At 50.3% G+C, this 13,313-nt stretch carries 9 protein-coding genes; 3 read left to right on the forward strand and 6 right to left on the reverse strand.

Features of this window, described 5'->3' with window-relative positions:
- Positions 1 to 760: 760 nt before the first annotated feature.
- On the forward strand, positions 761 to 3,718 hold the full coding sequence (locus QZQ08_RS03585) for an autotransporter outer membrane beta-barrel domain-containing protein (protein ID WP_296327981.1): 2,958 nt from the start codon (positions 761 to 763) through the stop codon (positions 3,716 to 3,718).
- Positions 3,719 to 4,446: 728 nt separating this feature from the next.
- Here QZQ08_RS03585 and mgtE read toward each other — a convergent pair.
- The 4 genes from mgtE to murQ form a co-directional block, all read right to left on the reverse strand.
- The gene (gene mgtE / locus QZQ08_RS03590) at positions 4,447 to 5,832 is read right to left on the reverse strand and encodes a magnesium transporter (RefSeq protein WP_296327984.1); all 1,386 of its coding nucleotides are present in this window, start codon (positions 5,830 to 5,832) and stop codon (positions 4,447 to 4,449) included.
- Between the two features lie 338 nt (positions 5,833 to 6,170).
- Positions 6,171 to 7,232 carry a MupG family TIM beta-alpha barrel fold protein gene (locus QZQ08_RS03595; RefSeq protein ID WP_296327986.1) on the reverse strand — a complete coding sequence of 354 codons (1,062 nt, stop codon included), beginning with the start codon at positions 7,230 to 7,232 and terminating at the stop codon, positions 6,171 to 6,173.
- 17 nt (positions 7,233 to 7,249) lie between these two features.
- Positions 7,250 to 8,641 carry a PTS transporter subunit EIIC gene (locus tag QZQ08_RS03600; RefSeq protein WP_296327989.1) on the reverse strand — a complete coding sequence of 464 codons (1,392 nt, stop codon included), beginning with the start codon at positions 8,639 to 8,641 and terminating at the stop codon, positions 7,250 to 7,252.
- The gene (gene murQ / locus QZQ08_RS03605; protein WP_296327991.1) at positions 8,631 to 9,470 is read right to left on the reverse strand and encodes an N-acetylmuramic acid 6-phosphate etherase; all 840 of its coding nucleotides are present in this window, start codon (positions 9,468 to 9,470) and stop codon (positions 8,631 to 8,633) included. Before murQ ends, QZQ08_RS03600 begins: the two co-directional genes overlap by 11 nt.
- A gap of 76 nt (positions 9,471 to 9,546) precedes the next feature.
- Here murQ and nagA point away from each other — a divergent pair, with 76 nt between their 5' ends.
- Both nagA and QZQ08_RS03615 read left to right on the forward strand, forming a co-directional pair.
- Positions 9,547 to 10,689 (forward strand): N-acetylglucosamine-6-phosphate deacetylase, encoded by a 1,143-nt coding sequence (gene nagA / locus QZQ08_RS03610; RefSeq protein ID WP_296327994.1) that lies wholly within the window; start codon positions 9,547 to 9,549, stop codon positions 10,687 to 10,689.
- Between the two features lie 106 nt (positions 10,690 to 10,795).
- Positions 10,796 to 11,503: a helix-turn-helix domain-containing protein gene (locus tag QZQ08_RS03615; protein ID WP_296327997.1), complete on the forward strand. Its 708-nt coding sequence runs from the start codon at positions 10,796 to 10,798 to the stop codon at positions 11,501 to 11,503.
- 189 nt (positions 11,504 to 11,692) lie between these two features.
- Here QZQ08_RS03615 and QZQ08_RS03620 read toward each other — a convergent pair whose 3' ends face one another.
- Positions 11,693 to 12,064: a RidA family protein gene (locus tag QZQ08_RS03620; protein WP_296328121.1), complete on the reverse strand. Its 372-nt coding sequence runs from the start codon at positions 12,062 to 12,064 to the stop codon at positions 11,693 to 11,695.
- A 13-nt stretch (positions 12,065 to 12,077) separates the two neighbouring features.
- Positions 12,078 to 13,298 (reverse strand): MalY/PatB family protein, encoded by a 1,221-nt coding sequence (locus tag QZQ08_RS03625; protein ID WP_296328002.1) that lies wholly within the window; start codon positions 13,296 to 13,298, stop codon positions 12,078 to 12,080.
- Between the last annotated feature and the right edge of the window lie 15 nt (positions 13,299 to 13,313).

The raw sequence follows: 13,313 nt of genomic DNA on the forward strand, positions 1-13,313 counted from the left end.
TCAGCCTGCAGCTTTTTTCCTAGCATCTGAACCAATCTGAGCCCCATTCGAATCAAGTAAATAGAAGAAAGATCAGAACGCCGGTGCCAAACCACCCTACGGGAGGGTGCCGAATTGATTTTTTGGTCACACGGTCCTGCAGCCAAATCGCGTTGGGAGCGTCTTGCGATGAGCGGTTATGCCCCATCGAAAAATGTTCCTCCCTTGCCGCTCGTAATGAGACGTCGGGCCCCTTTTCTTTTTACTCGGCCCATATACACCCATCTACTTTATCGCCTACGGCCTCAATCTCCTTAACATACACAAACTGCGTTGGGAAACCTTCTTGCGCCTCCTCCCCATCTTTGGCAAGGTGCCCACCGCTATATAAAATCGCTTTTCCTGAAAAATTCTTCCTTTATGCGAAATAACGGGATACATCAAGTAAAGACCATAAAAAAATGGGCACACCATAGACTCATGTGCCATTAGCCAAAAACGCTTATATGGCGCGGGTAAAAATTTATGTTCGAAGTATGTTAAGAAGCGACAAAAGATCGTGAGCGTTCCTGTTATTGTATCACTTTGAATTTAACTTAATGATTAATTAAATGAATATTACATTTTCTTACTTAGTCGGACTATGAATAAAATATATATATTTATTTCTATTTTTACAGTCTATTTACTTTAATTATTATTTACAGTATAATTCAATAAATTGCACTATAAGTTCAGCGTTCAATATCTATAATTAAATCTAAATACGGAGGAAAAAATCATGTCTGTGCCAATTTCAAAATCCATGATCCTGACAGTCCTTACGGCAATCTCCGCTTGTGGTACTCGGCCGCCTTTCATGCCTCTCGCATCAGCTGCCGCTCCCATCAACATTACAGATACATCAAACACGACCTGGCGTAATACGGACGGAGCTTATACGTTCAATGACGGTCTGGATTTTACGTTTGATGGATCCAAGGAAAGCGATAACCTGGAGGGAGGGATATTCGTCCAGTCCCAAAAAAATAATGAACATCGCATCCTTCATGCCAAAGGAGACCTCCGGATCACCCATAAAAATGGACCCGCATCCTATCGGGTAGGCGCCTGTGGAGCCTATATCCAAGGAACTAAAATTGAATCGAAAAATATTACCCCGACTTATGTTTACTTTGAAGGAGACACCATCCACCTCACGGGCACCTTTGATGCAGATGATCCCAGCCAATTTGGAAACAACAGCCCCTATGGCCTTTACGTCCAAGGGAGCCATTCGTCACCTTCTGCAAGCGAATACGACGCAACGGTTATTTTCAATAATAAAAATACTTATTTGACAGCTTCCTATGATTCCAAGACGAAACCCACCAAACCTGGTACCGTAGCAAATGCACTGCGTGTTAACTATTCTTCAAAAGCAGAATTTAAGAGTAATGTCTATGCGACAACAAGCCTTAATGAATATAGCAACATGAATGGCAGTGCTGTCAGCGTGGATGTTGGGAAGATCATCTTTAGCGGTGAGGAAACACAGCTAAATGCCACTTCAAAAAATACGGTTGGAAATGGAAAAAGCATTTATGGGGTCAATGCCCAGGGTGTTTATAAGAGCGGAAAAATTGCGGCTTCGCCCTATGAACAAGTCCAATTCAATAGCCCTACGACAGGAATATTTGTTACGGGTGAAGGAAAGCCCATGGTCTTTGGCATTTATACCCAAATTGCTGATGTTAATTTTACGGATAAAGTCAAAAACCTGACCATTGCAGCCAAAGCTATGGGAGAATCCGGTTATGACAACCGCTACATAAACGGTCTTTACGCCTGGAATCATGGGACAATCAATATCCAAGCCGAAAACACGACAATCACGACAGACTCCAATGACTCTTCCATTCCCTGGTATGCAAACTCTGCACTAACGGTGGCCGCCAATGGGCATATCAAGATTGACGGTTCCCAACTTGATATTGCATCCCATAGCGATGCAGATGATGTCATTGCCGTCTACGCGACAGGCAACCGTTCCAATATTCCTCCGAAAGACGATACGGTGACCTTGACCAAAGGAAATACCATCGACCTGAACGCCGATAAAATGACCCTTAGGGCTACAGGAAAAAATGATACTCCCTCTTACGCAGTCTATGCTTGGGGAATAAATGATACAGCGACCATCAATATCAACAGCGATGAAACGGGTAAGGACCAAGGCAAAACACTCAATGTAAATGGGAATGTTTATGCCTTAGGGGGAAATAATAAAAATGCAGAAGCCCTTATCAACATGAACTTTACCAATGCTGATTCAAGATTTCACGGCTGGTCCATGTATAAAAATGGAAGTGCCTCAACCGGGACCCTTAACTTCACTTTCAGCAATGGGGCCCTATGGGAAATGACAAAGAACTCCAAAGTCACGAACCTGACCATAAAAAACGACGGTATTGTCGATATGCGGGCTGACGGCAACGACTATAGCTGGATTTATGCAGATACCCTCTCTGGACAAGGCGGTACCTTCAAGGAAGACATCGATGTGCGCAGCATGGAAGCAGACCGCGTATATGTCGGCAGAAACTTTACAGGCAATCAGTATCTTGATATCTATCAAAAAGATGGCTACGTCCCGGAAGAAAATACGACAGAAGGCAATGGTCTTGTCCTTGCAACCGTCAATGGTGATGGTACCTTTACAGCAAAAGACAGGGAAGGGAGCCTTTTCTATACGCGGTATGAACTTCAAAGCAAGGAAAGTGAAGAAGAAGGCTATGAAACAGACTGGTATCTCAACCGGGTCTACCACGTTGAACCAGAAGAAAAGCCGACACCTACAGTAGAAGAGACGGCAGCCTCCCATGGCCTTGTCTACTACACATGGCGCACAGAGATAGATAAACTCCTGCAGCGCATGGGTGAGCTGCGTCACAACGGAGAAAAGGAAACAGGCATCTGGGCCCGCGTTAAGGGCGGTGAACTTGGTCTCAACGGGAAATATGGCTTTGAAAACAAATACCGCCACTATGAGCTGGGCTACGACGAAATCACTAAAAAGAAAGAGGATGTGACCCGCTACCAGGGTGTTTCCTTCAGCTACCTCGATGGCGACGGTTCCTACCACAGAGGCACTGGCGGCAGCCATGGCGGTGCCCTCTCCTTTTACAGCACGGATATTCGCAATAAGGGACACTACCTCGATCTTGTTTTCAAAGTAGGCCACTACAATACGGATTACACTGCCTACGCCGAAGAGGGTGAAAAGATCCGCGGCGATTTTGCCAATACAGGCGTTGCCCTAAGTGCTGAATATGGCCGCAAGAAGTCCCTTTCCAGCGACGGTTGGTACATCGAGCCGCAGACCCAGCTCTCCTTGGGATATTTCGGCGGCGACAAGTATACGACCTCCAATGGCGTCAACGTCGATCAAGACGGCATCCGCAGCGCCATCGGGCGTATTGGCTTTAACTTCGGAAAAGATCTGGGTGAAAAAAGCAAGGTCTATTTCAAGGCCAACTGGTATCATGACTTTGCCGGTAATGGCGGGATAACGATGACCAGTCCGGAAGGGCGTGTCCACATCGACGAAGACTTCAGTGATACTTGGTTCATGTACGGAATCGGTACCGCCTTCCAAATGGGAAAGAACAGCCACTTCTACTGCGATGTGGAACGCAGCACTGGCAGCGGCTTCCACACAAACTGGCAATGGAATGTAGGCATGAGATTCAACTTCTAAGAGAAAACCGAAAAACTTCAAAGCGAACGATAGGTCCAAAAGTGCTGGAGAAAAGATTTGCGGAATTGGCCCCACCCCTTCCTGCACTTTTTATTCGGCGCACAGGATGCGCCGAGTCGATGAAATGACGTGTCCCCACTACTCAGGAAAAGATTCTTTTAAGAGCAATGGGGACATGATGCATTGCAGCTGAAGCCCTGTAAAAAGAGGATGGAAGAGGAACCGAAAGGAAAAGAGGCAAAGTGTGGAGACCGAATTGAATGTTTGGTCACGCGGTCCTGCTGTTAGGCAGCACCAAATGACTTTTGGTCCTCCGCCTTGACAAGGCGGAACGAAGTTTTCCGTCTCTGAGGCGAAAGCACTGAAGGCAAACAGTCATGAGGCGATAGACTGTGAGAAAAAGTCCGAAGGAGACACCAAACGGCAAAACAATTCAGTCACTCGCAGCAAAGTAAGGCCATCCCAGCCATCATACATCATGCTTCATTTTGTCGAAATAGCCACCGAACCCATGTAACGTGTTCGGTGGCTATTTTTTTATGGTGATTCTTTTTTAAATATCATCTACCTGCAGTCAAACGGGCACTGATGCGTATGACGCGTTATATGGCTGGCTGCCCCTTGAATCAGGGATGCAGTCCCCCACCATTTCCTTCGCTTCTTTCATAGGACAATGGGGGCACACAGATTCAGCAGACTGCCGCCTTTAGTTGCTGGTGCCTACGCGCTTACAGCCCCAATCCATGCACCAGCATCGCCCACGCCAGGGTATAATAGGTCACGACACCCACAAGGTCCGTAACGGTCGTAATGAGCGGGCCCGAGGCCACGGCCGGATCAATATGGATCTTTTTGAATCCCATAGGAACCATCGTTCCCACAAGACTTGAAATAAACATGGCAAGGATCAGGGAAAGGCCAATGCAGGACGATATGCCAAAGGCGGTAAAGGCATCGTAGGATTTGGCCGCATAGATATAAAGACCAATGCCAATAACGGCAATACATCCGAGAATAAGGCCATTGAAGAAGCCGGCGCCTCCTTCTTTGCGGATGAGCCGCCATTTGTCCCCCGGTTTCAATTCTTCATCCATGAGGACACGGATGGTCACGGCAAGCGACTGGGTCCCAACATTTCCCGACATATCAAGAATCATGGATTGAAAGGCCATGATGAGGGTCAGCTTTGCCACGACGTTTTCGTATAGACTGACGACGCTTGAAACGACAAGGCCCAAGCCAAGGAGCAGAATAAGCCAAGGCAGCCGTTTTTTGATGGACGTTATGAGCGGTTCATTCAGGTCTTCTTCAGCGGACAGACCGCCCAATTTAGCGTAGTCTTCGCCCATTTCATCATCAAGGAGCTGCGCTACGTCATTTGCGGTTACAACGCCAAGGATCCGATGGTCCGATGATAGGACGGGGATGGAAGCTTCGCTGTATTCTTCAATCAGCTGCAGGCAGTCACTGATCTTTTCACTGGCATAAACGTAAGGGTATCCTCGCACGATGATCTCGCTAAGGGGAGTATCCCGTCTAGCAATGATGAGGTCCTTGAGGGAAAAGGCGCCGGCAAAGTGAGCACGTTCATTGAGGGCATAGATGACCGCAATTTCATCATGATCAGCCGCTTCCCGCACAACAGTGCGCATAACGGAAGGAACGTCAAGGCCTTCCTCGACGGCAACGAAGTTTGTCGTCATCCGGGAACCAATCGTATCTTCATCATAGGCGGCCAGACGCGTCAGTTTTTGCCGTGTCGCCTCATCCAAATGCGCCATCCAGGCTTCTTTTTGGGCACTTTGGGTTTCCTTCAGAAAATCGACGGCTTCGTCAGGCTCCATCTGGGTGAGGATGGCTGCTGCCCTTTCGGCTGGCAGGACCTCAAAAAGGGGCTCCTTGTCATCGACATATTCCATCAGGTCGGCAAGATAGGGAGGCGGCAGAAGACCTGCCAGCCGCTTCCATTCAGGCGGGTTTAATAGAGGGAGCACATCGGCTATATCGTGATCGTGGTAGCTGTCAAGGGCCCGTTCCAGAAAGTAGGGATCCCTTTCCGTACGGATGAGCTTCAGGATATCCTGCACGCGATGCTGGTTCTTGTTCTTTTTCATGATGTGACCTCCTTTTTGCCATAATGAAAAAGATGGGGTCTCTGCAGTCCCATCTACAGGCCTATCATATCGCAAAAATAGAAGATTTGCAACGTGAGGATGAATATAGAAGCAAAATATTCGCAATTCATTTTCAAAATCAGGAAAATTAAAGGAAATAAGGTGATTTATAGAAAAAACAGGCTATTTTTAGATTCAAGTCAACCTGAACAGTAAAAAAGAAGCGTACCCTATTGGGGACAATCCAAGTTACGCAAAATAGGGTACGCTCTCTTTACCTATTTTTCCGACAAACCTTGGGGCCCTTGCCTTCCCCCTCCTTTTCCAAGGCAGGGGAATCACTTCTTGATTCCAGTCGGGGCGGCATTTGTGACGAGGCTGAATCTAAACCGCTGCCCGCCCCGCATGAGTCCCAGCAGGAACCGTTCGTCGGCGCGCACCCGCCCCATGACGTTGACGCTGGAATCGGCGGGAAGGTCTGTAAGGGTCAGCTCGACTTCACCAGCATAACGGCCGGCAAGACGGTTATCGAGGGTCACCGTACCCTGCGGCCGGTATTTCATGGTAAAGGGCGGGATATCCATTCCTTTAAAGAGGACCCGGCTATTTTGGGCACGCAGGACCTCTTCGGCCTCATCGGGCCGCAGGGTAAAGGTACAGGCGGCGAGTTTTTCATGAAGGGCCGTGATTTTTTCCGTAACCAGCGTAAGGGTAAGGACGTCATCCAGTTTGGCTAGGGCGTCCAGTTCTTCTTCCGTTGCTCCGTCGTCCCCGATATAAAAGGCATCGGTTCCAAGGAGCCTCAGATGCTGCAGGGCCAGGGAAAAATCCAGGGTCCGATGCCTTTCAAGAGTGGGAAGTCCCTTAAAAAGCGGACCGCGGCAGTGACCAAAGCTCCGCACAAAGGCCCCTGTCCGAATGCCATAATGGTGGCAGCATGCATTTTGACGAGCCAAAAAGTTTGCCGACAGCCCCGTATGGGGGCGCGGATAAAAGTTGTGGAGCGCTTCCACGCGACTTAGGTCAACTCCTGCAGCCAGGAGGGACTGGAGAAAAGGTTCCGTCACGGTCGATGCATTAAGAATAAGCGTCTTTTGGGGATGGTGTTTTCCAAACGCACAAATGTCATCTGCCGTAAACCCGTCATCAAGACGCAGGTGGGTCAGGGCATCAGGGATCTTCCGGCCCGGGACAAGATCCCCGACAACGGCCAGGCCGTGCGCTTGCGCCTCAGCCAAGAGAGCGGAAAGATCGGACTCAAACTGGTCCCCATCGGTCTCCGGAATATGCAGGGACAAAAAGATTCGGTCCAGCCCTTTTGCAGCGGCCGCTTCCACTCGGTGAAGAAGTTCCTCCTGCTTCATGCCTAGACCGGGATATAGGGAAATTCCTTTTTCCATGATGCCTCTCCTTTCATTTAAGCAGGGTCCTCAAACCCCAAGAGCCAAGTGGCAATAAAGCCGCCCCCATAAGCTGCGGCAAGTCCTGCTGCGTACATCAGGGGATGGGTCGTACTCGGCATCAGGGGGAGACCGGAAATCCCCAAAGAAAAGGCCCCCACATGAAATGCCGCTTGGATTGCGCCGCCAATGGCCCCGCCGATGCAGGCCCCGATGAAAGGGCGCCCCAACGGAAGGGTCACGCCATAGATAAGGGGCTCTCCCACACCCATTATGCCAACAAAAAGAGAAGAGGCGACAATCTTTTTGAGACGGGGATTCCGCGACTTTACATAGACGGCCAGCGAGGCCCCCACCTGCCCAGCACCGGCCATGGCAAGGATGGGAAGCAGGATGGTATAGCCGAACTGGTTGATGAGCTCGGCATGGATAGGCGTAAGGCCCTGATGGATCCCCATCATGACAAAGGGCAGGAATAAACCGCCCAAAAACAGTCCCGTTACGGCGCCTCCCCGCTCGACCGCTTCGGAAGCACCCCGCCCAATCGTTTCTGCCAATACGCCGCCAACAGGTTGGAGAACGTACAGGGCTAGGAGGGACATGACAAGAATGACAAGCGTCGGCGTCACAAAAAGGTCAAAAGCAGGCGGCACGATTTTCCGCAGCTTCCGCTCCCCATATGCGGCAAGAAGCGTGACCAGAAGGACAGCAATGACGCCGCCCCGCCCGGGTGTAAGAGGGCCTCCATACAAGGAAATTTCAGCTAACCCTGGATGGGAAATGAGGGCTCCCAAGATGCCGCCGATGACGGGCGTTCCACCAAAGACCTTGGCCGCGTTCCAGCCAACAAGGATATTCATGGACTGAAAGATGGCGCTTCCCGCTAGGAGCAGGATGCGAAGCGGTGTCAGTGCGAGCAGGGTGGGATCATAGAACTTGATGATTCCTAACAGCCCCGTCAAAAAGCCGCAGCCCACAAAGCCCGGAATAAGGGGCATGAAGATGGACGCCACTTTGCGCAGGAAGGCCTTTGCCGGTGTGGCGTTTTTTTGCCGAATGGCTTCATGGAGGGCTTTGCCGTCCCCCACCTTTCCTTGGGCGCCAAAAAGACCGGCTGCCGCTTGGGGCGTCTCCTTTGTTTCCTTGGACGTGGGCGCTTCCGCACTATCAAGAAGAGCCGAAAACGCATCAGCCACGCGGTTGACTTTTCCCGGCCCTAGGACAATCTGGAGTTCATCACCGTTTTGGTTGACGCCGAGGACGCCAGGAATGGCTTTCAGCTCAGCAAGGTCCGCGTCCTTTACCAGGTGCAGGCGCAGACGCGTCATGCAGTGCGTCACCGTTTCAATATTGTCCTTGGGACCTACGATGGCGTAGATTTTTTGGGCCGTCTCTTTTTCACGAGTCATGGCTGGCCTCCTCCCAATGCTCAACAGCAAGACGCGCACAGCCTCCTGATTCCTTAAGGGCCTTTTCCGCCGCGGCCCGGTCCATTCCGGTCACGGTCATGACGATGCGCGTTGCCCGTTCCTTTAGTTTCTCATTGGTTGCCTTCACGTCAATCATGAGGTTGCCCCGCACTTTGCCAAGACGAATCATGGTGCCCGTAGAAAGCATGTTGAGGATCATCTTGGTCACCGTTCCCGCCTTCATGCGCGTCGACCCCGTCACGACTTCCGGACCGGGAAGGCAGATGAGCATAAGGTCCGCAACGCGAGCAATCTCAGGATCCTTGGAACAGGCAAGACCCATAACAAAAGCGCCGCGGCGCCGGGCTTCTTTCATGCCGCCAAGGACGTAGGGCGTGCGGCCTGACGCTGTAATGCCCACAAGGACGTCCTTTTCCGTCAGGTCATGACGGGTAATGTCATTGGCCCCTTCTTCAGGTGAATCTTCGGCCCCTTCCCGGGCCCGGAAAATGGCTTCCTTGCCGCCGGCAATAAGCCCTTGGACAAGTTCCGGGTCTGTACTGTAGGTGGGAGGACATTCCGCAGCGTCAAGGATGCCGAGCCGGCCAGACGTCCCGCTTCCCATATAAAAGAGCCGGCCGCCCGTTTTGAGCCGGTCCGCAATCACATCAACAGCCCGTGCAATATCCGGCAGGATGGCCTTGACGGCAAGGGCCGTCTTTTGGTCTTCATCATTCATGACACGCATCATGGACAGCGTATCGAGTTTGTCAATCCGACTGGAAGCAGGGTTACGGGCTTCAGTCGAAAGTTTTTCTAAATTCAGCATAAGTTCCGACCTCTTTCAGGGGTATAATTAAGAGGAAATCAATAAGCCATTGGGCAGATTGCAAAGGAGTATCGCTATGCAAGCCATCATCAACAGCAAACTTATTTTACCACACACCGTCCTATCGGGACAGACGCTCCTTTTTGGAACCCATATCTATGACATCCTCCCAGCAGGAAGCCCCCTACCGGAGGGAACGGAAAGCATTGACGCCAAGGGGGCCTATCTTTCCCCAGGCTTCATCAATATGCACATCCATGGCTGCGGCGGGGCCGATACAATGGACGGAACCCGCTCCTCCATGGAAATCCTCTGCCGGAGACTTCCAGAATGCGGCGTTACGGCATTTTTACCGACGACAATGACAAGGGTATGGCCCATCGTTCAAAAAGCGCTCAAAAACGTTCGTAAGGCCATGGAAGTCCCCTGCCCCGGCAGCCGTGTCCTGGGAGCCTATCTGGAAGGGCCCTTTATTTCCGGCAGTTACCGGGGATCGCAAAAAGCAGAAGAGATTCAATCGGCCAATATGGAACGGATCCGTCCCTACTGCGACGTCATCAAGGTCCTTGTCATCGCCCCGGAAACACTTTCTTCCATGGCGTTTATCCATTCATGCTGCAAAAAAGGGATCATCGTTTCCCTCGGTCATTCCGGTGCAACCTATGAAGAAGCCAGCCGGGCCATCAAGGCAGGGGCCAGCCACATCACCCATACCTTCAATGCCATGAGTCCCCTTCATCACCGTAAACCAGGCATGGTCGGCGCAGCCCTGACGCTTCCGGTGGCAACGGAGATCATCTCTGATGGGCTGCACATCCACGATGCGGTCCTGCGCCTTTTGGCAAAAGTCAAGGGACCGGACCAGATTGTCATCGTGACCGATTCCATGCGGGCTGCCATGGAAGGCGACGGCATCAGTGAACTCGGCGGACAGACAGTTTACGTCCTCGGCGGAAGAGCGCTTCTCGCAGACGGAACCATTGCAGCAAGCGTCGACACCATGGAACACAGTCTCCATCATTTCCTGAAGGCCACAGGTCTTCCCCTTGCCGATGTCATCCGCATGGCAACGGTCAATCCCGCCAAGGAACTGGGCGTCTATGAGACGATGGGCTCCCTTGAAAAAGGCAAACTGGCCGACATGACCCTCTTTGACGAAAAGTTTGACGTGAAGATGACCTTTGTAGGCGGGGAAATGGTGTATCAGAAAAAGGGATGAAGCCTATCAGGAGGAAAAGGATTGCTGAACCGCTAAAGAATATACGCGGGAACGCCGACCAGCCTTGTCTCCACTCTATCTTATGCTTTGAAAGGAGTCCTCGACCATGTCAGAACTCACAAAAGAAATAGGTAAACGGATCCATGATTTCAGAAAGAGCCGCGGCCTCAATCAGGAAGAGCTCGCCCGCCTCATTTATAAGAGCAAGGCCACCCTCTCCAAATACGAAAAAGGCGAGATTGCCATCGACCTTGATACGCTCAAGCAGCTGGCCCTTGCCCTTCACGTCCGGATGGAGCAGCTCCTTCCGCCCACAGTGGAAGGATATGAAGAGCCGGAGCAGCATGGTATTCCCACCTTTTTCAAGGGCCTCAGCCAGTTTTACAGCTACTGGTTTGACGGCCGGAACAATCAGCTCACGCGCTGCGTCTTTGATCTTCACGCGCCCCTTTCTCCCAACCGCCAGCAAGTGGCCCTCTATATGAACTTCAAGGATTGGAACCATTACCAAAACGCGGAAAACATCTATTTTGGCTACATTGAGCATTTCGACGTCCTATCCATTATGGAACTTGCAAATGAGCATACGCCGACAGAAAAAGCGAGTATCCAGATTCCGTCATCCTTCTTGGAATCCGACACGCACTGGGGCCTTTGGAACGGCGTCTCCGCCCGTCCCTTCATGCCCGTTGCTGTAAAGATGCTCTTTTCAAAAAGGCCGCTTAAAGAAGACGAATCTCTTATTAAAAACCTGCGTATCTCCAAAGAAGATATTCGCCGTCTGAAATATTTCAATATGTTTACCGTAACCTAAGAAAACAGCAAAAGACCTGAAAAGAAAGGAAGGTTCTTTCTTCTCAGGTCTTTTTTCTGTGAGAGGGATTCAGTACGGTCCCTAAGGGGGAGAATAAACCGCACCGTTCCTCCTGATGGAAAGGGGCAATGCCCCAAAGCATTTCTGTAGGAGCACCTCATTTAAAGGTAAAAGACTGCCACCAAAAGATTACTTCATTTCAGCCGTTGCCTCAATTTCGCAGAGCACCCCTTTAGGAAGGGTCTTTACGGCAACGCAGCTACGTGCTGGGTTTGAGACAAAATACTTGCCATACACTTCGTTAAAGGCAGCAAAGTCATCCATACTGGCAAGAAAACAGGTCGTCTTGAGGACGTGGTCAAAGTCACTCCCCCCCGCTTCCAAGACGGCGCCGACATTTTGGCAGCTCTGCTCAGCTTGGCGGGCAATGCCTTCCGGCACAAAACCCGTCTTGGGATCAACAGGAATCTGTCCAGAGGTGATCACAAGGTCTCCATGAACAACACCTTGGCAGTACGGGCCAATGGCGCCCGGTGCTTTTTCCGTTACAATTTTCTTCATCATTATACCTCCTTTATTTGGCGTTATGTTTTTTTACAGCATCACGGATCCGTTCCAGACCGGTCTTGATGATGCTTTTTGGCATGGCAAGGTTGAGGCGAATAAAGCCTTTTGCATTATCGACAAAGAGGGCATCGCCACCTTCAAGGAGAACGCCGGCTTCATTTGCCATGAAATCAGGAATATTTTCGACATCGCCCAAGTATGGGTTCATATCGACCCAGGCAAGGTAGGTGGCTTCAGGGATATTGTATACAATCTTCGGAAATTCCTTGGTGAGGAAGCCCTTTAGAAAGGCAAAGTTACCGTCAAGATAGGTCTTCAGTTCATTAAGCCACTCATAGCCATGACGATAGGCTGCTTCATGGGCTGCAATGGACAGGGGGTTAACGTTCATAGCATAGCTGTCCGTATAGGCCACATAGATATCACGGAGGTGTTTATCCCGGATAACGATTTCCGCGAACATCAGCCCTGCCATATTGAAGCATTTCGATGCCGACGTGCAGACAATGAGCTTTTTATAATCCGGCATAATCTTAGCCATAGGGATGTGTTTTACCCCTTGACGTATAATGTCGCAGTGGATTTCATCACTGATAATCCAAAGGTTATATTTTTCCACAATAGCAGCGACTTTACGCAGTTCCTCTTCGGTCCAGACACGGCCTGTCGGGTTATGAGGATTGCACCAAATGAGAACCTTGGCAAAGGGATTGGCGGCGTCGCGTTCCAGGGCGTCAAAGTCGATGGACCAGTTGCCTTCTTTGTCCCACACCAGTTTGTTATGAATGGCGTGCTTATGGTTATAGTCAACGGGGTGCTGAAAATAACCATAAGCCGGTGTGTTGATGATGGCTGCATCTTCCGGTCCTAAGAGAATCCCAATCAGTTGATAAAGGGCAGGAATGATGCCCAGGGAAAAGCAAATCTCTTCCCGTGGGTAACGCCAGCCATACATCTTTTCGTTCCAGTTGTTGTAGGCTTCAAAGAAAGACGGCTCAAAGACCTGGCTATAGCCCATAATTCGTCTGTCAGCACGATCCTTGATGGCTTGGATGATGTCTGGACACATGGCAAATTCCATGTCGGCTACCCACATACGAATGAATTCATCATCCTTGAAGGGAAATTTCTTTTTTCCTTCAAAGTCATGGAAGATATACCCACGGAAACCATCCGTATTGAGGGCATTGGTGTGACGACGGTCAACGATTTCATCAAAATTATACATAGTAATTCCTCCTTA

This window comes from uncultured Acidaminococcus sp., from assembly GCA_900538365.1.
Lineage (GTDB): Bacteria > Bacillota > Negativicutes > Acidaminococcales > Acidaminococcaceae > Acidaminococcus.

What these genes read in the sequence shown, in the direction of transcription:
- QZQ08_RS03620 (WP_296328121.1), bottom strand. Translation starts at nt 12,064, where the DNA reads ATGAAGAAAATTGTAACGGAAAAAGCACCGGGCGCCATTGGCCCGTAC.
- QZQ08_RS03585 (WP_296327981.1), top strand. Translation starts at nt 761, where the DNA reads ATGTCTGTGCCAATTTCAAAATCCATGATCCTGACAGTCCTTACGGCA.
- QZQ08_RS03600 (WP_296327989.1), bottom strand. Translation starts at nt 8,641, where the DNA reads ATGACTCGTGAAAAAGAGACGGCCCAAAAAATCTACGCCATCGTAGGT.
- murQ (WP_296327991.1), bottom strand. Translation starts at nt 9,470, where the DNA reads ATGCTGAATTTAGAAAAACTTTCGACTGAAGCCCGTAACCCTGCTTCC.
- QZQ08_RS03625 (WP_296328002.1), bottom strand. Translation starts at nt 13,298, where the DNA reads ATGTATAATTTTGATGAAATCGTTGACCGTCGTCACACCAATGCCCTC.
- QZQ08_RS03615 (WP_296327997.1), top strand. Translation starts at nt 10,796, where the DNA reads ATGTCAGAACTCACAAAAGAAATAGGTAAACGGATCCATGATTTCAGA.
- mgtE (WP_296327984.1), bottom strand. Translation starts at nt 5,832, where the DNA reads ATGAAAAAGAACAAGAACCAGCATCGCGTGCAGGATATCCTGAAGCTC.
- nagA (WP_296327994.1), top strand. Translation starts at nt 9,547, where the DNA reads ATGCAAGCCATCATCAACAGCAAACTTATTTTACCACACACCGTCCTA.
- QZQ08_RS03595 (WP_296327986.1), bottom strand. Translation starts at nt 7,232, where the DNA reads ATGGAAAAAGGAATTTCCCTATATCCCGGTCTAGGCATGAAGCAGGAG.